Annotated in this window: 24 protein-coding genes; 15 read left to right on the plus strand and 9 right to left on the minus strand. The window is 47.0% G+C overall.

Going from position 1 to position 23,911, the window contains the following annotated elements; all coding sequences use genetic code 11:
• The first annotated feature begins 13 nt into the window (after window positions 1-13).
• The 10 genes from MCJ35_RS26445 (at window position 14) to MCJ35_RS26490 (ending at window position 10,382) form a co-directional block, all read left to right on the plus strand.
• The gene (locus MCJ35_RS26445; RefSeq protein ID WP_025484438.1) at window positions 14-514 is read left to right on the plus strand and encodes a TRAP transporter small permease; all 501 of its coding nucleotides are present in this window, start codon (window positions 14-16) and stop codon (window positions 512-514) included.
• A complete protein-coding gene (locus MCJ35_RS26450) occupies window positions 514-1,815 on the plus strand; it encodes a TRAP transporter large permease (RefSeq protein ID WP_025484436.1) in 1,302 nt (433 codons plus the stop codon). The genes MCJ35_RS26445 and MCJ35_RS26450 overlap by 1 nt, the downstream gene beginning before the upstream one ends.
• A gap of 19 nt (window positions 1,816-1,834) precedes the next feature.
• The gene (locus MCJ35_RS26455) at window positions 1,835-2,209 is read left to right on the plus strand and encodes a cupin domain-containing protein (RefSeq protein ID WP_025484435.1); all 375 of its coding nucleotides are present in this window, start codon (window positions 1,835-1,837) and stop codon (window positions 2,207-2,209) included.
• A gap of 17 nt (window positions 2,210-2,226) precedes the next feature.
• Window positions 2,227-3,609, plus strand: coding sequence for an MmgE/PrpD family protein (locus MCJ35_RS26460; protein WP_025484434.1), 1,383 nt, complete (start codon window positions 2,227-2,229; stop codon window positions 3,607-3,609).
• Window positions 3,606-4,961, plus strand: coding sequence for a Tm-1-like ATP-binding domain-containing protein (locus tag MCJ35_RS26465; protein WP_025484433.1), 1,356 nt, complete (start codon window positions 3,606-3,608; stop codon window positions 4,959-4,961). The genes MCJ35_RS26460 and MCJ35_RS26465 overlap by 4 nt, the downstream gene beginning before the upstream one ends.
• An 11-nt stretch (window positions 4,962-4,972) precedes the next feature.
• Complete coding sequence (locus MCJ35_RS26470) at window positions 4,973-5,809, plus strand: phosphoenolpyruvate hydrolase family protein (RefSeq protein ID WP_025484432.1); 837 nt, start codon at window positions 4,973-4,975, stop codon at window positions 5,807-5,809.
• An 89-nt stretch (window positions 5,810-5,898) separates the two neighbouring features.
• A complete protein-coding gene (locus tag MCJ35_RS26475; RefSeq protein ID WP_025484431.1) occupies window positions 5,899-7,365 on the plus strand; it encodes an SLC13 family permease in 1,467 nt (488 codons plus the stop codon).
• 287 nt (window positions 7,366-7,652) lie between these two features.
• Window positions 7,653-8,030 carry a BlaI/MecI/CopY family transcriptional regulator gene (locus MCJ35_RS26480; protein WP_008723649.1) on the plus strand — a complete coding sequence of 126 codons (378 nt, stop codon included), beginning with the start codon at window positions 7,653-7,655 and terminating at the stop codon, window positions 8,028-8,030.
• Window position 8,031: 1 nt separating this feature from the next.
• Window positions 8,032-9,834, plus strand: a complete 1,803-nt coding sequence (locus MCJ35_RS26485; protein WP_025484429.1) for a M56 family metallopeptidase — start codon at window positions 8,032-8,034, stop codon at window positions 9,832-9,834.
• 80 nt (window positions 9,835-9,914) lie between these two features.
• Window positions 9,915-10,382, plus strand: a complete 468-nt coding sequence (locus MCJ35_RS26490; protein ID WP_025484428.1) for a GNAT family N-acetyltransferase — start codon at window positions 9,915-9,917, stop codon at window positions 10,380-10,382.
• A 253-nt stretch (window positions 10,383-10,635) separates the two neighbouring features.
• Here MCJ35_RS26490 and MCJ35_RS26495 read toward each other — a convergent pair whose 3' ends face one another.
• Genes MCJ35_RS26495 through MCJ35_RS26505 form a run of 3 tightly spaced genes read right to left on the minus strand, consistent with a single transcriptional unit; the run spans window position 10,636 to window position 12,641 of the window.
• Window positions 10,636-10,800 carry a hypothetical protein gene (locus MCJ35_RS26495; RefSeq protein WP_168164735.1) on the minus strand — a complete coding sequence of 55 codons (165 nt, stop codon included), beginning with the start codon at window positions 10,798-10,800 and terminating at the stop codon, window positions 10,636-10,638.
• Between the two features lie 17 nt (window positions 10,801-10,817).
• Window positions 10,818-12,110: a cytosine permease gene (locus tag MCJ35_RS26500; protein WP_120058457.1), complete on the minus strand. Its 1,293-nt coding sequence runs from the start codon at window positions 12,108-12,110 to the stop codon at window positions 10,818-10,820.
• Between the two features lie 45 nt (window positions 12,111-12,155).
• Window positions 12,156-12,641 carry a nucleoside deaminase gene (locus MCJ35_RS26505; RefSeq protein WP_025484426.1) on the minus strand — a complete coding sequence of 162 codons (486 nt, stop codon included), beginning with the start codon at window positions 12,639-12,641 and terminating at the stop codon, window positions 12,156-12,158.
• 310 nt (window positions 12,642-12,951) lie between these two features.
• Between MCJ35_RS26505 and MCJ35_RS26510 the strand changes: the two genes are divergently transcribed.
• The 5 genes from MCJ35_RS26510 to phoU all read left to right on the plus strand — a co-directional run bounded on the left by MCJ35_RS26510 (window position 12,952) and on the right by phoU (window position 17,359).
• Complete coding sequence (locus MCJ35_RS26510; protein ID WP_025484424.1) at window positions 12,952-13,902, plus strand: phosphate ABC transporter substrate-binding protein; 951 nt, start codon at window positions 12,952-12,954, stop codon at window positions 13,900-13,902.
• A gap of 27 nt (window positions 13,903-13,929) precedes the next feature.
• On the plus strand, window positions 13,930-14,868 hold the full coding sequence (pstC, locus tag MCJ35_RS26515; protein ID WP_008723660.1) for a phosphate ABC transporter permease subunit PstC: 939 nt from the start codon (window positions 13,930-13,932) through the stop codon (window positions 14,866-14,868).
• A gap of 37 nt (window positions 14,869-14,905) precedes the next feature.
• Window positions 14,906-15,799, plus strand: a complete 894-nt coding sequence (gene pstA / locus MCJ35_RS26520; RefSeq protein ID WP_034577105.1) for a phosphate ABC transporter permease PstA — start codon at window positions 14,906-14,908, stop codon at window positions 15,797-15,799.
• A 61-nt stretch (window positions 15,800-15,860) separates the two neighbouring features.
• Entirely contained in the window at window positions 15,861-16,622 is a 762-nt protein-coding gene (gene pstB / locus MCJ35_RS26525) for a phosphate ABC transporter ATP-binding protein PstB (RefSeq protein WP_008723664.1), read from the plus strand.
• A gap of 74 nt (window positions 16,623-16,696) precedes the next feature.
• Complete coding sequence (gene phoU, locus MCJ35_RS26530) at window positions 16,697-17,359, plus strand: phosphate signaling complex protein PhoU (RefSeq protein WP_034577076.1); 663 nt, start codon at window positions 16,697-16,699, stop codon at window positions 17,357-17,359.
• A gap of 84 nt (window positions 17,360-17,443) precedes the next feature.
• Here the strand turns inward: phoU and alsK are convergent, their stop codons facing one another.
• The 6 genes from alsK to MCJ35_RS26560 all read right to left on the minus strand — a co-directional run bounded on the left by alsK (window position 17,444) and on the right by MCJ35_RS26560 (window position 23,905).
• Window positions 17,444-18,355: an allose kinase gene (gene alsK / locus MCJ35_RS26535; RefSeq protein ID WP_008723667.1), complete on the minus strand. Its 912-nt coding sequence runs from the start codon at window positions 18,353-18,355 to the stop codon at window positions 17,444-17,446.
• An 8-nt stretch (window positions 18,356-18,363) separates the two neighbouring features.
• Window positions 18,364-19,107 carry a DeoR/GlpR family DNA-binding transcription regulator gene (locus MCJ35_RS26540; RefSeq protein ID WP_025484418.1) on the minus strand — a complete coding sequence of 248 codons (744 nt, stop codon included), beginning with the start codon at window positions 19,105-19,107 and terminating at the stop codon, window positions 18,364-18,366.
• 97 nt (window positions 19,108-19,204) lie between these two features.
• Complete coding sequence (locus MCJ35_RS26545) at window positions 19,205-20,128, minus strand: ribokinase (RefSeq protein ID WP_025484416.1); 924 nt, start codon at window positions 20,126-20,128, stop codon at window positions 19,205-19,207.
• A gap of 17 nt (window positions 20,129-20,145) precedes the next feature.
• The gene (locus MCJ35_RS26550) at window positions 20,146-21,147 is read right to left on the minus strand and encodes an ABC transporter permease (RefSeq protein WP_008723671.1); all 1,002 of its coding nucleotides are present in this window, start codon (window positions 21,145-21,147) and stop codon (window positions 20,146-20,148) included.
• Entirely contained in the window at window positions 21,131-22,642 is a 1,512-nt protein-coding gene (locus MCJ35_RS26555) for a sugar ABC transporter ATP-binding protein (protein WP_025484414.1), read from the minus strand. The genes MCJ35_RS26550 and MCJ35_RS26555 overlap by 17 nt, the downstream gene beginning before the upstream one ends.
• Window positions 22,643-22,723: 81 nt before the next feature.
• Entirely contained in the window at window positions 22,724-23,905 is a 1,182-nt protein-coding gene (locus tag MCJ35_RS26560; protein WP_025484413.1) for a sugar ABC transporter substrate-binding protein, read from the minus strand.
• Window positions 23,906-23,911: the final 6 nt, after the last annotated feature.

Consider the following 23,911-nt stretch of genomic DNA (forward strand, 5'->3'; position numbering starts at 1 on the left):
AAGGGGGGATTACATGCAGCTATTACGAATGATGTGCAGGATTTTGGAAAGATTCATGAAATTCTGCATAGGTTGGATGCTGTTACTCATGTCAATTCTGGCTTTTACTGGTGTTCTCACAAGATATTTCCTCTTTTATTCTATCACTTGGCTGGAAGAAGTGACACGTTATCTGATGGTGTGGATGACGTTTATTGTAGGGGCACTGGCTGTCAATGATGAGTCCCATATTAATATTGATTTTGTTCCAAACTATTTAAATAAGAGGTTTAAAAATTTTGATGCAAATATCATCTTGAATGTTTTTATTTTGGCAGGAATGGCATGTTTTGCATATTATAACTTTTTTCAGATAAAGGCATCTATTAAGAGTGGAATGGTATCACCGGTATTGCAGATACCGATGTGGATGATGTATTGTTCTACTATTGTCTGCGCAATCAGTTCAGTACTGTTCTGTTTAAAAAATATAGCGGTTAAGGTTCAGCTTTGCAGGAGAGGGGGAGATGAGTAATGGTACTATTTGGTATATTCCTGGCCTTGGTGTTACTGGGGCTTCCTGTAGCATTTTCCTTTGTTGTGGGAGGATTATTCTATCAGAGTTTTTTTACAGGGGTTAACCCCAACCTGATTGCTTCCACAACTTATGGAGGTATTGATTCGTTTTCGCTTTTAGCAATCCCCTTTTTTATCTTTGCCGGAGATATCATGCTTAAAGGTGGTGTATCCAAACGCCTGGTGGACTTTGCAAAGCTGTTTTTTAAAGATTCAGTCAGCGCATTTGGTACAATCTGTATTGTTGCCTGCGCATTCTTTGGGGCGATATCCGGGTCAGCGGCAGCAGCAGTTGCTGCAATAGGAGGCCTGATGGTTCCTGAGATGATTAGAAACGGATATAAACGGGAATATGCCACAGCATTATCATCTGCAGCAGGATATCTGGGTATTTTGATACCACCCAGTGTACCGATTGTACTGTACTGTGTCACGGCTAATGCATCTATAGGTAAAATGTTTATATCTGGTGTTGTTCCAGGATTGCTGGCAACGGTAGCATTTGTCATATTAAATAAAATGCAGGTGAAGAAATGGTTGAATACAGCAGAAGAAATTGAAAAGGAAGGAATAAAACCTGCCCAGGAAAATACAAAATCTCCGGTCCAGACTGTAATTAGTGTGATTCCTGGTCTCATTATGCCATTTATCATCCTGGGGGGAACCTATTCGGGTGTATTTACTCCTACGGAGGCAGCGGCAGTTGCTATTATCTATGGGGCATTTGTAAGCATATTTATTTACCATGAGATAAAGTTTTCTGATCTTCCAAGGATTGCGGTAGGGTCTGCCATGACGGCAGGAAAAATACTGGTAATTGTCGCTTTTGCAAGTTACTTTGGAAAACTGCTCACATTACTGCAGATACCAGGACAGATATCAGCGGCTATCTTGGGGGTTTCAGATAATAAGTGGATAGTCCTGATGTTAATAGTAGTACTGCTTCTTATAATGGGAATGCTGATGGATATGTCCGTATCTATTATACTGATGGTTCCAATCATGCTTCCTATTGCAACTGCGCTTGGATTCGGGGAAACCCATTTTGGAATGATTGTTATCTTTTGTCTGGCGATTGGTCTTATTACCCCGCCTATGGCATTAAATCTGTTTGTGGGATGTCAGATAGCAAATTGCCCAATGTCAAGGGTCATAAAACCAATAATCCCCTTTGTGATTACAAGCATGGTTGTTTTGTTGATGATTATATTCATCCCGGGTCTGTCTACGTGGCTGCCATCAATGCTGGGGTATAAATAATATTGAGAGAAGGTAGATTATGGGTGAATGGGCAAAAGTAGTATCAGAGAAGAATGTTCCAATGAGGCATACACCATGGGGAGGGGAGATACATTGGCTGACTTTTCCTGCTGTGACAGATAGTCCGTATCTTACCAGTGGTATTTTAAAAATATATCCTGGACAGGGGCATGAACCTCACATCCATCGGGATTCAGAAGAAATCATCTTGATATTGGAGGGGAGTGGGATTCATAGATATATACTGGAAGATGGGACGGAAAAAAGCTTTGAAGTGAAACCAGGGGATGTGTTGTGGATGAACCGGGGACAGTTACATTCCACAGGCAATTATTCCAATGAACTGCTTAAAGTATTTGTTATCTATACGCATCGTGATATTGAACCATTGTAGAAAGTCAGGGGTGGCTTATGCGCATATCAGAAAAGGTAGCCGGATTTATCTGCCGTGACAGGCATTATGGAGAAGATATAAACAATGTTGCAATACGGTGTTTCCTGGATTCTTTTGGCTGTATGCTTCTGGGATGTACGCAGCGTACACCCCTCTCTGCAATAAATTATGTAAGAAAGCTATCAGGCAAAAGCCAGTCTACGGTATATTGCCGGAAACCATTTAAGACAGACATGGAAAATGCTGCATTTGTGAATGCTATATCAGCTCATGACTGTGATTATGATGATATGACGATAGCGGGTTGCGGACATCCCAGTATACCGGTATTCCCGGTTATATTATCAATGGGAGAAGCTATGCACAAATCAGGTGTTGAGATGCTTGACGCATATATTACAGGCATGGAGGTTTCTATGAGGATGGGATACGGACTAGGTGTGGAAAATCTGAATCCTGCCTGGAATCCGACTACTGTGTTTGGTATATTCGGAGCCACGGCTGCCGCTGCAAGACTATTAGACCTGGACATGGAGCATACATGTTCGGCACTTGGTATTGCAAGCTGTGAAGCTGGCGGGACAAAGGGAAATTATGGGACAGGCGCAAAAAACATTACAGTCGGACACTTGTGTATGAAAGGAATAAGATGCGCAGGTCTGGCCAAAGAAGGAATTTTGTCCTCTTATGATGTTTTTGAATCCATTAATGGATTTGTCAGCTGTTTTACGAAGAAATTTGATATGGATATGGTTTTAGGTGCATTTGACTGTAAAGAAAGTTTTCTCTTTACCCCGGGCATTATTCAAAAACCATATCCTACATGCAGAAGCAATCATAATGCGATTGATGGCGCTATATGGATGCATGACACTCCGGGATTTTCCTTTGACAAAGTGGACTATGTGGAATGCTATATGGATTCGGCAGCATTGAGATTAGACACTTACAGGATTCCTGAAAATACCGAACAGGCCAAATTCAGTACAGCTTACTGCATTGCGCTGTCATTGATATATGGAGATATGAAAACGGAGTATTTCCTGGATGAGGCAGGGATAGATGAAACAGCCAAGAATTTTATAAACAGAATTTATATATATGAGAAAAATGATTTTTGTTCCAGTTCAAATTTTGCAAGCTATCTGAAAGTATACTTCAAGGATGGTACATATCTGGATTACATGGGGGAGAATGCAAAAGGTGAGAGGACAAAGACGCTTATGCAATCAGAACAATATGAAAAATTTTCAGACTGTCTGTCCCATCTGTTTAATAAAAAGGAAACACAGGAAATTTATAATTGTCTGAGCCGATTTTGGGATTGTACTGATTTTAATTCTGTTAATGATATGATTTTGGAGTATTTGGCTGATATTAGCCGAAAGGAGAAAAGATGAAACCAGTTGTGGTCGTTTCAGGTATTTTAGACACAAAAGGAAAAGAAATCCAATATATGGCTGAAAAAATCCGTCTATATGGCTGTGATACATTGGTCATGGAATTTAGCTTGGGGAAACAGATAGACGAACCATGGGTGGATATAAGTCTTTCACGGCTTCTTGGGGAAATTGGAAAGAAACCGGAAGATATTTTTTCTTTAAGCAGAGGGGAAGCGGCTCTTGTTGTGACGAATGCAGCTGTAAAACTGGTTAGTAATCTGTATAAAGAGGGAAGAATACAAGGATTCATATCATATTGTGGAGGGATGGGAAGTTCTATTTCATCAAAGGTGATGCAAATACTGCCATTGGGGTTCCCCAAAATACTTTTATCCACAATGCTACATAATTCTGCTGAATACATAGGAGAAAAAGATATTGCCATGATGTATCCGGTGACGGAATCTGGCTTGAACCGTGTATCCCGTCAGATATTAAATACTGCTGCAGGGATTGTTGCAGGCGGTGCAAAAGCATATTTTTCATATACGGATGAACAATCTAAACCATTGGTGGCTGTATCCATGCAGGGGGTTACGACTCCCTGTGCCCAATATATAATGAAACGCCTGGATGAAGATGGGGAAGTGGACGGTATGATTTTTCATGCAAATGGTGAGGGTGGAAAAACCATGGAAGCAATGATAAGTGAGGGATATTTTTCTGCTGTGGCAGATACAACACTGGGTGAATGCAGCGCCCATCTTCTCGGTGGTATTAATAATGCTGGTCCGGGAAGGATGAGTTCAGCTGCCTCTAATGGAATTCCTCAAATCATGTCTCCAGGAAGCGTTGATTTCTCCAGTTTCCGGAACCGGGGTGAGATGGGGGACAGATTGAATGGAGAAATAGATGGCGGAGTAAAAGGGAGAAAGGCCCATTTTCATAATACATATTGCACAATATGTACAGTCACACCAGATGAGGCATATGGACTTGGTATGAGCTTTGCAAAGAAATTAAATTGCGCAACGGCTCCGGTGTCTTTTTTTATCCCTATGAGAGGCTGGAGTGCTTATGATATTGAAAAGCCGGATATCAATAAAGGATGGGCAGGACCAGGCACCGGGCCATCGTGGATTGCATCAGAAAAAAATCCCAGATGGTCATTCAGGGCGGAACGCTTTATTGATGGATTTCTTAATAATTTGAAAAAGGACAATCAGAATATACAGGTATATCAGGCAGACTTTCATATTAATGATCCGGACTTTAATGAACTTATGTACTGTGACTTAAGGGATATGCTTAAGGGAAACTGGCTTAAGGGTAAATATGAAACTGGAAATAAGATTAAAAGAATATTTTAGGGGGAGAAATAATGGCTGAGGTTTATACAAGAGATGAAGTACTTAGCAGGTACTATAAAAAAATCTCCAAAAGACAGTCTCTGTTATTCTGTGGAGTTGGAACCGGGTTAATTGCCAGAATATGTGACAGCAGTGGTGTGGATTTGATTGGCGTATATAATTCCGGACGGTTGAGGATGAATGGTATTGCCGCAATAGCAGGAAACCTTCCGGTGACAGATGCTAATGGAGTTGTTTTAGAAATGGGAGAAAAAGATATCCTTCCTCAGGTGAAGAATACTCCAGTCATAGCAGGAATATTCGGTGTTGACCCTACAAGAGATATGAAACGATTTTTACATAAACTGCAGGAGCTGGGCTTTTCTGGTGTTCAGGGATTTCCCACAATTGGGAAGATTGGCGGTCAGCTTAGGGCGGAGCTGGAACAGGTGGGACTGGGATTTAAAAAAGAACTTTCTACATTACAGATGGCTCACGATATGGGGATGGTTACCATGTCATATTGTTACAATGTTGAAGAAGCAAAAATGATTGCAGATGCAGGAATTGATATTATTGTTTCACATATGGGACTTACAAAAGGCGGGGATGTTGGTACTATAGAACAAAGTCCTTTGGATGTAGCAGCAGAAAGGTCTGACCAGATTCTGCGCGCAGCCAAGGATATCAATCCACGCATTATTACTATGTGTCATGGAGGTTCCATTACAAGTCCGGAAGATGCTGAGTATGTGATGAACCATTCAGCTGCAGTGGGCTTTGTAGGTGCATCATCTATAGAACGCATACCAACAGAGATTGCTGTAAAACAGGTATGTAAGGATTATCTGTCAATTAAATTAAAGTAAACTGGGTTGCTTAGCAGATATGGGTTTCAACATATAAATCTGCTAAGCAAATTTTATAGAATGCAATACTGGGTGAGGAGGGAAGATGAGTGAAGGGAAAAAGAAATGGGATAAGAAACCTCAGAAGCAGATATATTTCGTTTCTGGCTGCAATTGCGGTATATCTTTTTATATCATATATGCCTTTGGGCGATAGTGTTTTAAAAATAGACGGAGCGGTACTGGATATGACCGGGAGAAGGTCATTGGGGATTCTTGCATTTTGTCTGGTTTTATGGATAAGAGAACCGGTTCCTTTCCATGTAACGGGATTCATTGGGATTCTCTTTATGTGTTTTGCTAAGATTGACACCTTTGCCAATCTAATTAAACAGGGGTTTGGAAATGATACTGTTGTGTTTTTTATTGGAGTATTAACACTATCTTCCGTGGTGACAAGAACGGGAATTGGAAAAAGAATTTCTGTTTACATTTTATCAAAAACAGGAAATAGTACTTCCAGAATCCTGTTGGGATTTCTGATTGTGGGCCCATTACTCTCCATGTGGATGACAGCAATGGCAGCAGCAGCTATTTTAATGCCATTGGCAGTTACCGTTCTTCAGGAAGAGAAAATGAAACCAATGGAGAGTAATTTTGGCAAGGCTCTTATGATTGCGTGTGCATGGGGACCTCTCATTGGCGGAATAGGTACACCGGCAGGAGCTGGCCCTAATCCCCTGGCCATAGGATTTATCAGTGACATAGCTGGTATAGATATTTCTTTTACACAATGGATGATTTATGGAATTCCATCAGTTGCCCTTCTTATAATTCCTTCTTGGATTATATTGCTTTTGTTTTTCAGGCCTGAAAAGAAGTATTTAAATAAGTCTAAGGAGGATATGGAGCATGATTTTAAGCAGCTGCCACCAATCAGCAGAGATGAACGGCATGCAATCATCATTTTTCTGATAACGGCATTTCTTTGGATTACTTCTGGGTGGCTGAGCAGAATCCTGGGAATCAAAATAGGTACCTCAGTTCCAGCGGTTCTTTGCCTTTGTCTGTTTAATTTTCCAGGCGTGATTTCTATTTCCTGGAAAGAAATACAAAAGGAGATTTCCTGGGATGGAATACTTTTGATTGCTTGTGGAATATCCTTGGGGCTGGCCGTATATAATGCTGGAGCAGCTGAGTGGCTGGCCCTTCTTTTGTTAAAGGGAATCGTCCATATGCCTGTACTGGTGAGGATATTCATGATAATCTTTATTATCAGTATCTTGAAAGTTGGATTGTCCAGCAATACAGTAACGGCGTCCATCATTATCCCAATCATGATTGTTCTGGCGTTTACTTACAAACTTCCGGTTTTGGGAATTGTGATTCCTGCCTGTCTCACTTTATCCCTTGCTTTTATTCTGGTGACCTCGACTCCGACTAGCGTCATATCGTATTCTGCAGGTTATTTTAGTATAGGGGATATGGCTAGGGCAGGTGTGGTTATGACCATGATTTCCTGTGTGATTTTATCGTTTTCAATATATTTTATTGGACTATTAACAGGAATATATTAATAAATTGATTTTTTCCTAAATTACCTGAGTTTTATAGCAGGAAACAAGTGATTGTGAAAGCTCAACCAACAGACAACGCCGCCCAACATGACATCATGGGCGGCGTTGCTGCATGATAGCTGGCATAGGGGCGGATGGCGGAAGTATTATCAAAGATTTCGAAAGCATTTTCAAAAATTTCGGAAGTATTATCAAAAATCTCAGAATCATTTTCATAAATACCTTGACATCGATTTAAGACAGGCGTAGTATAAAAGAAAGACAATTGTCTTAAAGGAGCTGATTCTATGGAAAAGTTAAAAAAACTGCCGGACGCAGAGTTTGACGTGATGAAGGTAATATGGGACAATGAGCCGCCCGTGACCACCACATCTGTCAGGGAGCAGTTGGGAAAAGAAAAAGAGTGGAAGATACAGACCGTTGTTACCCTTATGCTCCGTCTGGTTGAGCGGGGGTTCCTGCGTTCTGAAAAACATGGAAAAGAGCGTACCTATTTCCCGCTTGTAAGTAAAGAAGATTACCTGAAGTTTGAAACTGGCAACTTCATGAAGCAGTATCACAACAGCTCTCTTTTTAACCTGATTAACACCTTGTATGATGATGAGGCCCTTACGGACAAGGATATTGACGAGCTGTTGACATGGGCCAAAGAACGGAGGAATTAATATGCAGGGCTTTCTGATTACGCTGGCGGTATGCTCCGTTACCATGTCGGCGCTTGCACTTTTTTACATGGCTGTAACACCGCTTCTGGCAAAGCACTATTCTGTAACAGGCCGTTATTATACATGGCTTGTGATTGTGCTTGGGCTGATTATCCCGTTCCGCCCCCAGACTGGCAACGCAGTGGTCAGGGTCCATGTGCCGGTCCATCCGGCGGCGCCTGTTATCCGTACCGGGACAGGGATACCGGAGGCCATGCCTGTTGATTATCTGCCCTCCACCCTGCCGCACATGACTGGGTGGCAGATTACGGCGGTAATATGGATGGTGGGAGTGATTGCATTTCTTATGTATCATATGATTCGGCATTACCGTTTTTTGAAATTAGCGGCCAGGTGGAGTGAAGACGTCACGGACAACCGGACCCTGACGATATTTCAAAACCTGAAAGCGGGGATGGGATTATCAAGGCCCATGGGACTGAAGGTTTGCGGCAGTATTGGGACCCCTATGATGGTAGGCTTTATAAGCCCGCGTATACTGCTGCCCAAAGCGGATTTTTCAGAAGATGAACTCTGTTTCATCCTGAAGCATGAACTGATACACTACAGGCGCGGGGACTTATGGTATAAGTGTCTGGTACTGGCTGCAACCGCCGTCCATTGGTTCAATCCCATTGTTTACATGATGGCAAAGGCCATTGATATCCAATGTGAATTATCCTGCGACAAGGAAGTCATACGCAGTGCGGATCCGGATGTACGGCAGTATTACAGTGAAACAATTATCGGTGTGGTCAGGTACCAATCGGGACAGAGGACCGCGCTGTCAACTAATTTTTATGGATCCAGGCAAAGCCTGAAGGAAAGGATTGTTTCAATTATGGATATGAGTAAAAAGAAATCAGGGATTGCGGTTCTCTGTGCCGCTTTGGTACTCACCCTGGGTACGGGTTCTGCTTTTACGGCAAAGGCGGAGACAAAGGGAACGCCCGGACCTATAAAAGAAGATATCGTGGTTTCCCCAGAGTTTTCTTATGGTTACAAGTTCCACCCCAACCCTGAAACCTATGCCGTATATTCATCCTATGGGATTACTGTTTCAGATGATGGGGAAATGCTGCTGTATAACGGGGAGAGGGTACGGCTTTTTATGGATGGACATTCGGATGCGGAAGCCTTCTTTTTGGACGAAGCAGGTACAGTTAATCTGTCTGTCAGCAGGAATGCATCCGGCAATATTACCGGGATTGAACGTATCTCAAGGGAAAAAGCGCAGGAATACTGTTCTGCTTTCTTTGCCGATGACCGTAATACTCAAGCCCGTAACAACCAAGCCCCCAACTCTCAGGACCATTCTGAAAAAGCAGCGCAGGATATGGAAGGCAGAGCAGCCCAAGATATAAAAGAGAATGAAACAAAAAATTTAGCAAAGGATATAGCAAAGGATACAGCAGCAGAAACAACGGTGGATATGGCAGGCCAAAATAAATTTAATCAATATTCATCCTATGGAATCACTGTTTCATCAGACGGTCAGATACTATATTATAATGACCAGCGTGTAAAACTTCTTGCAGATGAACTGCCTGATGGTTCTTTTGAATCATTCTGGTATGACGAAGCAGGAACCGTCAGTTTATCAGCCATAAGGAATTCAGATGGCCGGCTTACTGATATCAAAGGCATCTCGGAAGAAAAGGCGCAGGAATACCTTAAGAGGGCAGATGGGAATAATCAGGATGTTTTGAAGGGGCTGGATGAAAAAGTAGAAAACAGGATGAAGGAGTTATTTCCGGGGGAATGAATAGTCAGGCGGCTATATCAGGATAGGATTTATCATACAGGTCAGGTTGAAATGTTATATTTTGGGAGGAAGTGATTGCAATGATAATGGTAACAACCGAAAGAATGTCCATATTCCCAATTTCTGACGATGAAATGATAATAAAAATTAATCAGGAAACCAACGGGGAATTGAAAAGGGCATACATGGAAATGCTTGCCGGCTGTAAAAAATCACCTGAACAGCGTATTTGGCACACCATATGGTTCATGCAGCTTAACGATGGCAGCGGACAAATCGTTGGGGACCTGTGCTTTAAGGGATTAAATGATAATGGGAGCGTAGAAATCGGTTACGGAATGAAAGAAGGTTATGAAGGCAGGGGGTTGATGACAGAGGCTGTTACCGCCATGGCTAAATGGGCAATCACTCAAGAGGGCGTATCCTGTATTGAATCAGAAACCGATTCCAACAACATTGCTTCACAAAGGGTCCTTCTGAAGGCAGGGTTCGTACCAACTGAGGTGATGGGGGAGGAAGGGCCAAGATTTGCATGGAAGAAATGCTGAATACAGGTTTATAGGCGGGATGATGCGCCTTCGTTTTAGCTATGTAATATGTGGCTGAAACGGCAGACATCAACCAAAGCATGGTTTTAATATTTATCCTACGAAAACAATAATGCAAAAAAAGATTCGTAATGTTTCAGGGGGCACCCTCCCGGACCAGAAACCGTCCGGGAGGATGCCCCCATAAGTGTCTATCTGTCAAGGCAACCGGATTCCCCATCTGGCTGCCTTCATGTTCCCATTCAGTCCATACTTATGGCTGCCACCTGGAATACCCATATATCATAATCAGGATGCTTACAACCAAAAGAGCATTTCCCGTATGGATGAATACAGGATTCTCAGCCAGGCATCCCATAAAGGAGCCAATGCCCATAATCACGGTGCCGATCAACGCGCTGAATTTATATCTGTCCATCTGATATACCCCTCTTTCTATGCTTCTTCTGCCAGGTTGGTGGTTACCCGCTGCTTGCTTACAGCCATGAGTGCGGTATAGAGGACTGCCCCAAGTATGATTCCGTTTAAGGATGGAAGTCCGAAGGGAATCATGTACACCAGCGCAATGGAGATGGCCCAGGTAATCCATGGAACAGGATTCCATTTGCAGAAGCTGGCTTTATCATAGGCAGCATAGCGGCCTTTATGTACCAGGAAGTAATCGGAAAGGATGATTCCTGATAAGGGCGGGACAACGGTTCCCAGTATGTTCAGGAATGTGAACAGGAAGCCGATTTCGTATGGTCTGGTCAGGGTTGCCAGCGCGGACAGCACCAGCAGGATTGCCAGCATTTTCTTGCGCTCCATCTTGAATGCATTGGAAAGGTTCAGGGATGTGGAGTACAGGTTTGCCGCGTTGGTGGTGAAGATATTGGTTGTCATCAGGATCAGGCTTGGGATGACCAGGCCGAATCCCAGAAGGATGACCGTCAGGTCGCTGTTCTGCATGGCAATGGCTGCAATGGCGCCGCAGACAATCATCAGGATGTTGCCGCCCAGAAGCCCGGTAAGGGTGGCGGAGACAGCTGCCTTTGTGTCCTTGGCATACCGCATGATATCCGCAATACAGGTGGCTGTGGACAGGACCCATGTGCCGATGACAGCCGTGATGCCTGTGAACAGAGGCATGTCAGAGGATGGAACGTAGGCAAACAGGGCATCCATGCCGCCGATGACGCCTAAGGAGCGGATGGCTGTTGCAATGGACAGGAATACAATGGCCGGGATTGCAATATAGCCAAGAATGGTAATTGCGCCTATGCCGCACATGGCAAAGATTCCCATGACAATGGCGCTGACAGCCATACAGATACCTTCTCCTACCTGCCCCATATGGAACACCTGGGCCACGAAATGTCCGTAGGTGGCGGCCTGGATGGTGTACCAGCCCAAGTTCACCACAGGCACGAAGATGGAAGCTGCCTTGGAGCCGGTGGATCCAAAGCTGTACCTGGTCAGCAGTGCAAAGGTAAGCCCTGTCTTACAGGCGATGATACTGATTAATACCGCAATGATGCTTAGGAAAACGTTGCCTCCCAGTGTGGCCAGTATGATATGTTTAAAATCCATGCCGGCTGCAAGACCGCCGCCAGCCATCATGCTGGTTATTACAAATACAAAGCCAGTCCATACAATGGTAAGGCTGAAATAGGTTTTTCTCTGATCCGCAGGTACGGCGCAGCGGGAAAATTCCGTGTCCGCGGCCTGGTTCTGGTTCTGCTGTTCCATCTCATATCCTCCATTCCAATACATGATTCAGTTCCTGAACACGTCTTAGTTATTCCAATATCCCTCATGCACACCGGCAATCTCTTCCACCAGCTCCGGGAACGGACCCACAACCTCAATCTCCTTCTGTCCCCTTGCAAATACCTCACGGCAGGGCAGGTCAAAGGTTGGGTTCTGGGGGTCGGCCCCTGTGTGCGCCAGCAGGTCCTTCTCAGACATGCCGTACACCACCCGGCCGATGCCGGCCCAGTAAATGGCCCCGGCGCACATGGCGCAAGGTTCTGCCGTGGTGTAAAGGGTACAGTCTTTTAAGAATTCCTTGGAATACTGCTGGGACGCCTTTTCTGCCACCTGTGTCTCTGCGTGTCCCGTGCATTTATTCTCCGTAATCTCCACATTGGGCTGTTCCAGCAGGATATTGCCTTCCTTATCAGCAAGAAGCGCGCCAAAAGGAGTGTTTCCTCCTGCCCGTGACTCCCTGGAAATCTCAGCGCAGCGTTTTAAGTTCCTGATATCAATTGATTTGTCCATCGTATCCTCCATATTATTCTTTTAAAGATAAGAGGTATTACCTCATATCTATTTTCTGATATAAATTTATCATAATCTCATAGGGATGTAAATGTCTAATGTGTATAAGGAAAATAAAAAAAATTGTGCACTTTAGCTAAATACACATGGGTATTGCGGCTTTACGCAGATTTTACAAAATCTATACCATACCTTGCTTTCAGCAAATGTAAAACTTTTGTATACTCCAAAATGTAATCGGAAGTACAAAAAGAAAAGACGAAGATGAAAACGTATTTGAATTTCGCAGAAAAATCGGAGGCAGAGTATTATGAAAATGAACAGCAAAAAGATAATGGCACTTATGGGTTCTGCAATGCTTGCAATGGGAATGCTGGCAGGATGCGGGAGTTCTGCAGGAGAGACAACCACGGCGGCTCCGACCACCACGGCAGGGTCAGTAACAACAACCGGGGCACAGGCCGATACCAGTGAAGCGGCAGGGACATCCGAAGCAGCCGGTTCTGAAGCAGCAGCAGACTTAAGCGGTTCCATCAGTATGGTAGGTTCCACCTCCATGGAGAAATTCGCCAATGCGCTGAGCGAGTCCTTTATGGAGAAATATCCCAATGTAACGGTTACAGCAGAGTTTGTTGGTTCCGGCGCAGGTGTTGAGGCGGTTTCCAACGGCACGGCGGATATCGGTAATTCCTCCAGAAACTTAAAGGACGAGGAAAAGGCCAACGGCGTTGCTGAAAATATCGTTGCAATCGACGGAATCGCAGTTGTGATTGACCCGGCCAATACGGTAGAGGACCTGACCAAACAGCAGTTATCCGATATATATGAAGGAAAAGTGACAAACTGGAAGGATGTTGGCGGCAGCGATGCACCAATCGTAGTGGTTGGACGTGAATCAGGTTCCGGCACAAGAAGCGCATTTGAAGAACTGTTAAAGCTGGAAGACATCTGCAGATACAGCAATGAACTGGACAGCACAGGCGCTGTCATGGCAAAGGTTGCCTCCACACCAGGCGCCATTGGATACGTGTCCCTGGATGTCCTGGATGATTCCGTAAAAGCCCTTAAACTGGAAGGCGCAGAACCGACAGAAGAAAACATCAAGGCAGGCAGCTATTTCTTAAGCCGTCCCTTCGTAATGGCAACCAAGGGTGAGATCAGTGAGCAGAGCGACCTTGTAAAGGCATTGTTTGACTACATCTACTCAGACGAAGGAGCGGAAATCGTAAAGTCCGTCGGACTGATTGCAGTTGACAAATAATCCGGATATGAAAGGAGACTTACCTGCATGAGAGCGGACACATTTTCCATACGTTCCCATCATGGCAGCAAGTCCGCAGTCGAGAAAGCTGCACAGGCAATCTTCACCGCCTGCGGCTTTTTCGCTGTGCTGGCTGTTGCTTCCATAACATTATATATGGTCATCAGCGGTACGCCTGCGCTGTTTAAGGTGGGTATACTGGAAATCCTGTTCGGGACATTATGGCAGCCCGCGGCGGCTTCCCCCAGCTTCGGTATCCTGTATGTCATACTGACCTCTATTGCAGGAACATTCCTGGCCATCCTGATTGGCGTTCCCATCGGCGTCATGACAGCCATCTTCCTGGCGGAGGTGGCGCCAAGGAAGGTGGCGGATGTTGTCCGTCCCGCCGTGGAACTGTTAGCAGGCATCCCGTCGGTCATCTACGGACTGCTGGGCATACTGATACTGAATCCACTTATGTATAAACTGGAACTGATTATCTTCAAAGGTTCCGAAAGCCACCAGTTTACCGGGGGCGCCAACCTGATATCCGCGGTGCTGGTGCTGGCCCTGATGATCCTTCCCACTGTAATCAATATAAGCGAATCCTCCCTGCGGGCTGTGCCGGGCCATCTGAGGAGCGCGTCCCTGGCCCTTGGGGCAACGAAGATACAGACCATATTCCAGGTCATTGTCCCGGCGGCAAAATCCGGTATCATCACAGCAATTGTACTGGGGACCGGAAGGGCCATCGGCGAGGCCATGGCCATCAGCCTGGTGTCGGGAAGCTCGGTAAACCTTCCTCTTCCATTTAACTCCGTGCGTTTCCTTACAACCGCCATTGTGTCGGAGATGGGATACGCGGCCGGACTTCACAGGCAGGTGCTGTTCACCATCGGCCTGGTCCTGTTCGGGTTCATCATGTTCATCAATGTAAGCCTGACCAGGATCTTAAAGAAAGGAGACAGGAAAAATGACAGGTGATATGACCGGAAACATGACAGGAAATGCGGCATCTGATATGGCGGTCCGGGCCAACCGCAGATCCACGCTTCACGAAAGCATATACGGCAGGCGTGTGAGAAGCTCGGATGTAATCCTCACCGGCGTCATCTACGGATGCGCGGCCTTTTCCATCCTGCTGCTGGCAGGAATCATGGGATATGTATTTGTGCGCGGGATACCCCATGTGACCTGGTCGTTTTTAAGCACTGCCTCCAGCGCCACCAAAGGGACCTTCGGTATCCTGGGCAATATCATCAATACCCTCTATATCGTGGCCATAACCCTGCTGATTGCAACACCCATCGGAATCGGTTCAGCCGTATACTTAAACGAATACGCCAGACCTGGAAAAGTGGTGCGCCTGATTGAATTTACAACAGAGACATTGTCAGGCATCCCCTCCATTATCTTCGGCCTTTTTGGAATGGTGTTCTTTGGAAATACCTTAGGCCTGGGATATTCCATCCTTACCGGCGCCCTCACCCTTACCCTGATGATCCTTCCGCTGATTACCAGGACCACCCAGGAGGCCCTTAAGACCGTGCCGGACAGCTACCGCCACGGCGCCCTTGGAATCGGGGCCACCAAATGGTACATGATACGCACCATCCTCCTGCCAAGCGCCATGCCCGGGATCCTTACCGGGGTCATCCTGGCAATCGGGCGCATCGTGGGGGAATCCGCAGCCCTTCTGTTTACCGCGGGAAGCGGCTACTACCTTCCAAAGAACCTGCTTGGGAAGATACTGGAATCAGGAGGAACCCTGACCATCCAGCTGTACCTGTTCATGCAGAAGGCGAAATACAATGAAGCATTCGGAGTGGCCGTGGTCCTGCTGGTGATCGTGCTGGGAATCAACGGGCTGGCCAAATACCTGTCCCATAAGTTTAATGCGGAAAACCGTATCTGATATGGAATGTCACAAGAGACATGCAGGGCCGGACGCCTGAAGTCAGACAAGGAGAGAGAAGATGGAAACAAAGACCAAGATATCAACCCAGGACCTGAACCTGTATTATGGCGAGAACCACGCCTTGAAGGATGTCAGCCTGGATTTATATGAAAATAAGATAACTGCCTTTATAGGCCCTTCAGGATGCGGCAAGTCAACCTACCTGAAGACCCTGAACCGCATGAATGACCTGGTGCCCGGTGTGAAGATAGAGGGAAGCGTGCGTCTGGATGACGAGGATATCTATGATCCCCAGGTGGACACCACATTGCTCAGGAAGAAGATCGGCATGGTATTCCAGCAACCCAATCCATTCCCCATGAGCATATACGACAATGTGGCATACGGTCCACGGATCCACGGCATTAAGAACAAGGCCCAGCTGGATGCCATTGTGGAACAGAGCCTTAAGGGCGCCGCGCTGTGGGATGAGGTGTCGGACCGATTGAAGAAGTCGGCCCTGGGCCTGTCCGGCGGGCAGCAGCAGCGTCTGTGCATCGCAAGGGCGCTGGCAGTGGAGCCGGAGGTACTTTTGATGGATGAGCCGACCTCGGCCCTGGATCCCATTTCCACCCTGAAGATAGAAGACCTGATGGATGACCTTAAGAGCAAATATACGGTTGCCATTGTTACCCATAACATGCAGCAGGCCACCAGGATTGCGGATTACACGGCATTCTTCCTGGTTGGGGAAGTGGTGGAATACGCTGCAACCGACGAACTGTTCACCATGCCAAAGGATAAGAGGACAGAGGATTATATCACAGGACGTTTTGGATGATGGGGCAGGACAGCCATTGCATGGATATGTGCAGTGCAGGGTTGTAAGCGTGCATAGAAAGAAAGGAATCACAGATGAGTGTAAGGGTAACTTATGAGCATGAGCTGGGAGAGCTTAAGCAGGATTTAAAGGAAATGGCCCACATGGTGGAAAGCGCCATTGAACAGACATTTACGGCATTTGAGGACCAGGATTATATGATGGCAGAGGATGTGATTAAGGGCGACCGCACGGTGAATGACATGGAGCGGGCCATTGAGTCCAGATGCCTGTCCCTGATCCTCAGGCAGCAGCCGGTTGCCAGCGACCTGCGCCAGGTATCCACCGCCCTTAAGGTGGTAACGGACTTAGAGCGCATCGGCGACCACGCGTCGGATATCGCGGAACTTATCCTGCGCATAAAAAGCGAACACGCATACCACATTGTAAAGCATCTGCCGGTGATGGCGGCCTCGGCCCAGAAAATGGTCCACGACGCAATCGAGGCATTCATCGCCCAGGACCTTACGTCAGCCCTGGAAATCATTGACCGGGATGACGAGGTGGATATGCTTTTCAATCAGGTAAAGACAGATGTCATCGAGCTGCTTAAATCAGCTCCCGGCCAGGCGGACCAGGGAATTGACCTTCTGATGGTTGCAAAATACCTGGAGCGGATTGGCGACCATGCGGTGAATGTGTGCGAATGGACGCAGTTTTCCAAGACCGGGACGCTTAAGAATGTCAGGATCATGTAACAGATAAAAACACCCTCAGCCCTCCTTATACACGATATAAGGAAAGGACTGAGGGTGTCCGTGTATACGCAATCCCCTGTAAGTTCATAAAGACTGCAATCTGTCAAATCCCACGATTCCGGCGCCTATAATCCCATTCTTCGGCGAAGGCGCTGAAAAGTAGATTTCCAGATTGTCTGCGGGGTAAGGTTTCCGTGCATGCTCCAATATATACTGAACCAGCTTTTCCTTGGGGAAATCCTTCATCTGGACAATCCCGCCTCCGATGACAACTGCCTCCGGGTCCAGGATATTTATTTCCGCAACCACCGGCACGGACATGTACCGGACGAATTCGTCTAATTCCCGGGTATCCCCCCACTTTGTAAACAGCTCAGAAATATCCGTATCTGCAAAGCATGTTCCCTGCAGCTGTTCCAGGGCCTTTCCGCAGCAATACATCTCAATACACCCCTTATTGCCGCAGCTGCAGGGACGGCTGCTTAAGCCTGTCTGGATGTGGCCCACCTCTGCGGCAGCCCCGTTTTTACCTGTAAAAGGCATTCCGTTTATGTAGATTGCATTGCCCATCCCTGTGCCGAAATAAAACCCGGTCACGGCCCCGCTGGAAGGAAGGTGGAACTGGCGGATGTCGTAGGCCAGGAGGTAGTAGGCATCGTGGTCAATGATGGCTGGGATGCCCAGGCTGTCTTCCAGCGTGCCTACGATGTCCACGCCGTCCAGACCGGGGAAATTGGTAGATGAATACAGCCGCCTTCTGCTTTTGTCAACAACGGACGGGAAACCGGCAGCTATCATGAGGGGACGTCCGCCGTCCTGATGGCGGTTGATGTAGTCCTTTATCACTGCGCTTAAGGCTTCCGGTGTGTTATCCGACTGGTATACCTGTCTGGCGGGAATCACCTCCAGACAGGACACGGACAGGGTTTCATCCACAAGGCCCATGCGCAGGTTGGTCCCGCCGATGTCCATACCAAGTATCTTCTTATTTACCATAATCGCTCCTAATCCTTAGCGAGAATGTAATTGGCATGCTCTTTTAACAGTTCTGTCTCCTGTTCGGTTATGATCGTGCATTCAGACAGTTCCATGGCCTTGCACATGGTGCGTTTGCCTGATTTGGAGCTGTCAGCCAGTACGTATACTTCAGAGGAGTTTCCCTTGACAATCCTTTTCTTATTGGCTTCCCTGCTGTCAGGGGTGTTGATGCCGGACTGTAAATCATATCCGGTTGCGCCGATAAAAGCCTTGTCAAAGAACATATCCTTTAAACTGTTATCCGTTATGCTGCCAACAATGGATGCTGTGGATTTTAATACATCCCCGCCAATCATTATCACATTAATATCTGTTTCTAAGATGCTGGGGACAACCATGGCATTGGTCGTAACAACGGTGATCCTTTTATTCTTAAGGTAAGAAATCATTTTCAGGCAGGTAGTCCCGGAATCAATGTATATGACCTCGCCGTCATGTACCAGTTGGGCGGCTGTCCTTGCGATTGCTTCCTTTTCCTTAATCTTATATAAGCCTCTGGAATGAATCGGGGTGTCGTAGGAACCGGTTTTGATTTTGGCCGCGCCGCCCCTCAGAAGGACAATCTGGCCTTCGCCCTCCAGAATTTTCAAATCCCTTCTTATTGTAGACTCAGATACACCATGTAGTGCCTTGGCAAAGTCACTAAGGGTTACCATATCCTGTTTTTCTAATTCAGTCAGCAATATCTGCCGTCTTTCGTATGGAATCATCAGACCCCTCCCCTGTATCATTCACATAAATCTTCACTATAAAGTATACATGAAATGCCAAGATTGTCAAATTTACCATTGTTTCACTTTTTGTATCTCATTTTGAGTATCTGCTGCAAAATTCCAGGACGGCGCGGATATCAGGCATGGAGCCCTGGGCGCCTGTATTCTGGACGGTCAGGGCGCTGCAGCAGGTGGCAAAGTCCAGCATACTGCCTAAGTCCATATGATTCAGTATCCCGTATGCAAGCCCGCCCACAAAGGAGTCACCGGCGCCCGTGGTTTCAACTGCTTTTACGGAAAATGATTCCTTATAATGGAATTCATGGTCCCGGCATGCCATGGCGCCCTGCTTTCCCAGGGTGAAAATGCATGTATTTCCCATTTCCCGGGCAAATGCAATCAGTTCGGATTTTGCCACGGGGACAGAGGTTAATTCTTTTCCGGTATAAAACTGTGCTTCCACCTCATTCATGATCAGATAGTGGCACATTTTCATGTATGTTTCATCAAACTCCATGGCCGGAGCCATGTTAAACAGTATGGTGCACCGCGCTTTGGCGGCGGTTTTAATCGCATATTCAAGGACCTGCTTCGGGATTTCCATCTGCAGGACCAGAACCGTCTGTCCATCCAGAAGATGGGCTATTTCATCGACATCTTTCGTTTCGATTGTATGGTTGGCGCCCCTGGTTATGGTGGCAAAGACGCTTCCGTCCTGTAAGGTATGTACGATTCCCATGCCGCTGGCCGCTGATGCGCGTTTGACATAGGTGGTGTCCACCCCGTATGCCTTAAGGCCCTGTATCAAGATATCCCCGTTGCAGTCATTTCCCACATGGCCGGACATATAAGTGGGGATGCCTAATTTGGCGCATTGAACTGCCTGGTTCCCGCCTTTTCCGCCGCAGCAGCAATCCGCGCTTTCAGCGCTGTGTGTCTCCCCTTTAAGGGGCATCCTGTCTGTTTTCAGGATTATATCATAGTTCAGGCTTCCTATAACAACAACCTTTCCATCCATTTATCCCATCTCCATTATTATGCTTGTGCCTTGGAAAATCTTGAGGACAGCTTGCTCTGGATTTCCTCAAAATAAGCAGCGATGACGATGATGATGCCTGTCACGATATACTGCCAGAACGTACTTACACCAGTGATGATTAATCCGATTTTCAGTGCGGCAAGTAACAGCGCCCCTAAAAAGGTTCCCAGGATACTGCCTTTTCCTCCGGCCATCCTGGTTCCTCCGATGGCGGAAGCGGCAATGGCGTCCAGCTCATAGCCCTGCCCGGTTGCCGGTTCGCCGGTTCCCAGGTTTGCCAGCATGATCATTCCTGCAAAGGCAACGCAGAACCCGCACATGGAGTAGGCCAGGATTTTTGTCCGGTCCACGTTGACGCCGGATAATTTCGCAGCCTCCTCATTGCCGCCCACTGCAAATAAGTAGTTTCCAAACCTGGTTTTCTTTAAGAGGATATGGGCGATGACGGCAATTGCAAACAGTACGAATATGGAGATGGGGACATCGCCGATTACCTTTGCGCCAAGTGATTTCCTGTAGGCATCCGGTATGTTAAGGACCGGCCACCCGCCTGTGACCACATAGGCAATCCCACGGAAAACGCTCATGGTGCCAAGTGTTGCTATGAATGGCTGAAGCCTCATCTTGGTTACCAGCAGGCCGTTGATGGAACCCATGAAGGTACCGAGCACGGCGCCTGCGGCAATGGCCGCCAGGGGCGGGACTCCCATGACCGTAAGCTGGCCCACCGCCACGATGACGATTGCAAAGGTGCTGCCCAGGGACAGGTCAATACCGCCGGATATGATTGCGAATGTAATCCCAATGGCCAGGATGCCGTTGATGGTTGCCTGTTTGACTATGTCCACAAAGTTCCCGACCGTCACATAGGAGGAATCAATCAAGGCAAATATGATAACCATGATGATCAATGCAACGAAAACCCCTATTTCGCGGACAGCACCGCCAAGATTTATATGCGGCAGTGTTCTTTGCTGATTATTATTTCCTTTCCCCATTGTCTTTTCCTCCCATCGCATAGTTTAAGATTACCTGTTCTGCAAATTCTTCTTTCAGCAGTTCGCCGGTTTTTCTGCCTTCGCACATTATGACCATGCGGTCACTGATTCCCATGACCTCAGGAAGCTCAGATGAGACAACGATGATGGATTTGCCGCTGTGGACAATGTCTTCCATCAGTCTGTATATCTCTGCCTTTGCAGCCACATCCACGCCTTTGGTGGGTTCGTCGAATATAAGGATATCCACATCGGTGGACATCCAGCGGGCCAGTATGATTTTCTGCTGGTTACCGCCGGACATGTTCTGGGTCAGGTAGTCCGGCTTCTTAGGGTTGATGTTCAGTTCATTTTCATACTTAAGATAATTCCTGCGCTTTTTCCTGTCGTCCACAAACCGGTTGGTAAGGTATTTTTCAATGGAAGACAGGGCAGTGTTGTCGATGTTGGTCATCATGTTCACGAAGCCCTGGGTCTTGCGTTCCTCGGGCAGAAGCCCGATTCCCAGGCGCAGGGCATCCTGGGTGTTGCGTATGTTTACTTCCTTGCCCTTCAGGTAAATGTTCCCGGCATGTTTGGCATCGGCCCCAAAGATGGCCCTCATGACCTCGGTCCTGCCCGCACCTACCAGTCCGGCAAAACCTAATATCTCGCCTTTTTTCAGCTCAAAGCTGATATCTTCAAATACTCCTTTACGGCTCAGGCCTTCTACCTTGAGCACCACCTCATCCTGTACACAGCTTTCCCTCATCCTGGATGCGACTGCATTCACATCACGGCCGACCATGTGCCGGATAAGGGTTTCCCTGTTGATCTTCCCGACTTCCAGCGTGGTGATATAGGCTCCGTCCCTTAGGATGGTGGCCCTGTCACATATCTGGAATATTTCTTCCAGCCGGTGGCTTACATAGATGATTGTGATGCCGGAATCCTTAAGCTCCCGGATGATTTTAAACAGGGATGCGGTTTCACCTGTTGTCAGGGAAGCCGTCGGCTCGTCCAGGGAGATGACCTGGGCGTTGTGGAAGAGCGCCTTGGCGATTGCCAGCATCTGCATTTCCCCTGCCGTAAGGCGGCTGGCCATGTCCTCGGCCCTGAAGCCGCATTTCAGCCTGTCCAGGATTTGATTCACGGACTGATTGAGGGTGCGGTAGTCAACCATGATGCCATGATGGGGTTCATATCCCAGGGTGATATTCTGCCCCACTGTCAGGTCACGCACCACATTCACTTCCTGGTGGACTTTTACGATATGGCCTTTCCGGATGGCCTCGTTGGGATTCTTAAAGGATATCTTATTCCCCTCCAGCCATATTCCGCCTTCATATTCCTGATAGACACCGTGAAGGATATTCAGCAGGGTGGATTTACCGGCCCCGTTTTCCCCCAGGAGCGCATGTACCTCACCTTTTGCCACACAGAAACTGATATCTTTTAAAACCCGCACACCGGAAAATTGTTTGCCTATCTGTTTGAATTCTATGGAATTTTCCATTTGCATTCCTCCTTCGGCCATGGGGCCTTTGCAAAACCGTAGTAAGCGTTTTGCATCGGCCCCATGTTTGAATCCCTTATATTACTGTGCCTTATATTCTGTTGGAACCCAGTTGATGATTTCTTTTGCATCCATATCCACGTTGGTGGAATCAATCAATGCCTGCGGTGTCCAGATGACTCTTGGAAGTTCCTGGCCAGCCAGTTCACGCAGTGCGCATTCCAGCGCTATCTGTGCTTTATAGAATGGGAAGGAATCAATGGTGGCGCTTAATTCACCCTTACGGATGGAGTCATATGCTTCGCCGATTCCGTCCACGCCTACAATCAGGATATCCTTTCCTGATTCCTTTACTGCCTCCACAACGCCCAGCGCCATGCCATCGTTGTTACAGAAGATGGCTTTTAAGTCAGGATAATTCTTAATCCATGTTTCTGTCAGCTCTTTTGCCTTGTTCCTGTCCCAGTCCGCATTCTGTTTGGCAACAATTTCAATATCAGGTGAGTTGGCCGCCATCCAGTTTTCAAAGCCTTCGGTTCTCTGCCTTGCCGCAAATGCCTTTGGCATCCCGATTACGATTGCTACCTGTCCCTTGCCGTCCAGCTGCTTTGAAATCCACTCTGCGGCCAGTTCGCCGTTCTGGTCTGCCTTTGGTCCTACAAAGTTAGGTGCATTGGCAATCAGGCCGTCGTTTACATTAAGCACAGGAATGTTTTTCTCCACCGCGCTCTCCACACCGGGAACCAGGTTGCCGTCGGAGATAGGGGATAAAAGTAAGACGGAATATTTCTTGTTAATCATGTTGTTAAGGATTGCAAGCTGTCCCTGTTCGTCATTTTCATCCAGCGCTGCCTGGACATCGATTTTGATGTTGATTCCGGCTTCTGACGCCAGCCTGGCGCCCTCTTCATAACCTTCCTTTAAGGTACGCCAGTATTCATTCTGGAACTGCTTTGCAACCGCGCCTGCAACGATTTCCTGGCTTCCATAGGGAACCGCGCTGCCGAACTGTTCACGTACATCCTCAATGCTGACCCCGGCTTCCTTGTCCGGGTTAAAGCCTTCGCTGCTGACTGCTTCGGTTTCAGCGGCAGGGGTTTCCTGGGCGCTTTCCTCAGGTTTGGAATCCTGGGCCTTCGTATCATTTTCAACAGCAGCTGCGGGAGCGGCTGTTGTGGTCCCGCCGCTGCCGGAACCGCATCCCATTAACATGGTACCTACAATTGCTGATGTGACCAAAATCCCCAATACCTTTTTTTTCATGTGTAA

This window comes from Enterocloster sp. OA13 (assembly GCF_022440595.1).
GTDB classification, from domain to species: domain Bacteria; phylum Bacillota; class Clostridia; order Lachnospirales; family Lachnospiraceae; genus Enterocloster; species Enterocloster hominis.

What these genes read in the sequence shown, in the direction of transcription:
- MCJ35_RS26445 (WP_025484438.1), top strand. Translation starts at nt 14, where the DNA reads ATGCAGCTATTACGAATGATGTGCAGGATTTTGGAAAGATTCATGAAA.
- MCJ35_RS26450 (WP_025484436.1), top strand. Translation starts at nt 514, where the DNA reads ATGGTACTATTTGGTATATTCCTGGCCTTGGTGTTACTGGGGCTTCCT.
- MCJ35_RS26455 (WP_025484435.1), top strand. Translation starts at nt 1,835, where the DNA reads ATGGGTGAATGGGCAAAAGTAGTATCAGAGAAGAATGTTCCAATGAGG.
- MCJ35_RS26460 (WP_025484434.1), top strand. Translation starts at nt 2,227, where the DNA reads ATGCGCATATCAGAAAAGGTAGCCGGATTTATCTGCCGTGACAGGCAT.
- MCJ35_RS26465 (WP_025484433.1), top strand. Translation starts at nt 3,606, where the DNA reads ATGAAACCAGTTGTGGTCGTTTCAGGTATTTTAGACACAAAAGGAAAA.
- MCJ35_RS26470 (WP_025484432.1), top strand. Translation starts at nt 4,973, where the DNA reads ATGGCTGAGGTTTATACAAGAGATGAAGTACTTAGCAGGTACTATAAA.
- MCJ35_RS26480 (WP_008723649.1), top strand. Translation starts at nt 7,653, where the DNA reads ATGGAAAAGTTAAAAAAACTGCCGGACGCAGAGTTTGACGTGATGAAG.
- MCJ35_RS26485 (WP_025484429.1), top strand. Translation starts at nt 8,032, where the DNA reads ATGCAGGGCTTTCTGATTACGCTGGCGGTATGCTCCGTTACCATGTCG.
- MCJ35_RS26490 (WP_025484428.1), top strand. Translation starts at nt 9,915, where the DNA reads ATGATAATGGTAACAACCGAAAGAATGTCCATATTCCCAATTTCTGAC.
- MCJ35_RS26495 (WP_168164735.1), bottom strand. Translation starts at nt 10,800, where the DNA reads ATGGACAGATATAAATTCAGCGCGTTGATCGGCACCGTGATTATGGGC.
- MCJ35_RS26500 (WP_120058457.1), bottom strand. Translation starts at nt 12,110, where the DNA reads ATGGAACAGCAGAACCAGAACCAGGCCGCGGACACGGAATTTTCCCGC.
- MCJ35_RS26505 (WP_025484426.1), bottom strand. Translation starts at nt 12,641, where the DNA reads ATGGACAAATCAATTGATATCAGGAACTTAAAACGCTGCGCTGAGATT.
- MCJ35_RS26510 (WP_025484424.1), top strand. Translation starts at nt 12,952, where the DNA reads ATGAAAATGAACAGCAAAAAGATAATGGCACTTATGGGTTCTGCAATG.
- pstC (WP_008723660.1), top strand. Translation starts at nt 13,930, where the DNA reads ATGAGAGCGGACACATTTTCCATACGTTCCCATCATGGCAGCAAGTCC.
- pstA (WP_034577105.1), top strand. Translation starts at nt 14,906, where the DNA reads ATGGCGGTCCGGGCCAACCGCAGATCCACGCTTCACGAAAGCATATAC.
- pstB (WP_008723664.1), top strand. Translation starts at nt 15,861, where the DNA reads ATGGAAACAAAGACCAAGATATCAACCCAGGACCTGAACCTGTATTAT.
- phoU (WP_034577076.1), top strand. Translation starts at nt 16,697, where the DNA reads ATGAGTGTAAGGGTAACTTATGAGCATGAGCTGGGAGAGCTTAAGCAG.
- alsK (WP_008723667.1), bottom strand. Translation starts at nt 18,355, where the DNA reads ATGGTAAATAAGAAGATACTTGGTATGGACATCGGCGGGACCAACCTG.
- MCJ35_RS26540 (WP_025484418.1), bottom strand. Translation starts at nt 19,107, where the DNA reads ATGATTCCATACGAAAGACGGCAGATATTGCTGACTGAATTAGAAAAA.
- MCJ35_RS26545 (WP_025484416.1), bottom strand. Translation starts at nt 20,128, where the DNA reads ATGGATGGAAAGGTTGTTGTTATAGGAAGCCTGAACTATGATATAATC.
- MCJ35_RS26550 (WP_008723671.1), bottom strand. Translation starts at nt 21,147, where the DNA reads ATGGGGAAAGGAAATAATAATCAGCAAAGAACACTGCCGCATATAAAT.
- MCJ35_RS26555 (WP_025484414.1), bottom strand. Translation starts at nt 22,642, where the DNA reads ATGGAAAATTCCATAGAATTCAAACAGATAGGCAAACAATTTTCCGGT.
- MCJ35_RS26560 (WP_025484413.1), bottom strand. Translation starts at nt 23,905, where the DNA reads ATGAAAAAAAAGGTATTGGGGATTTTGGTCACATCAGCAATTGTAGGT.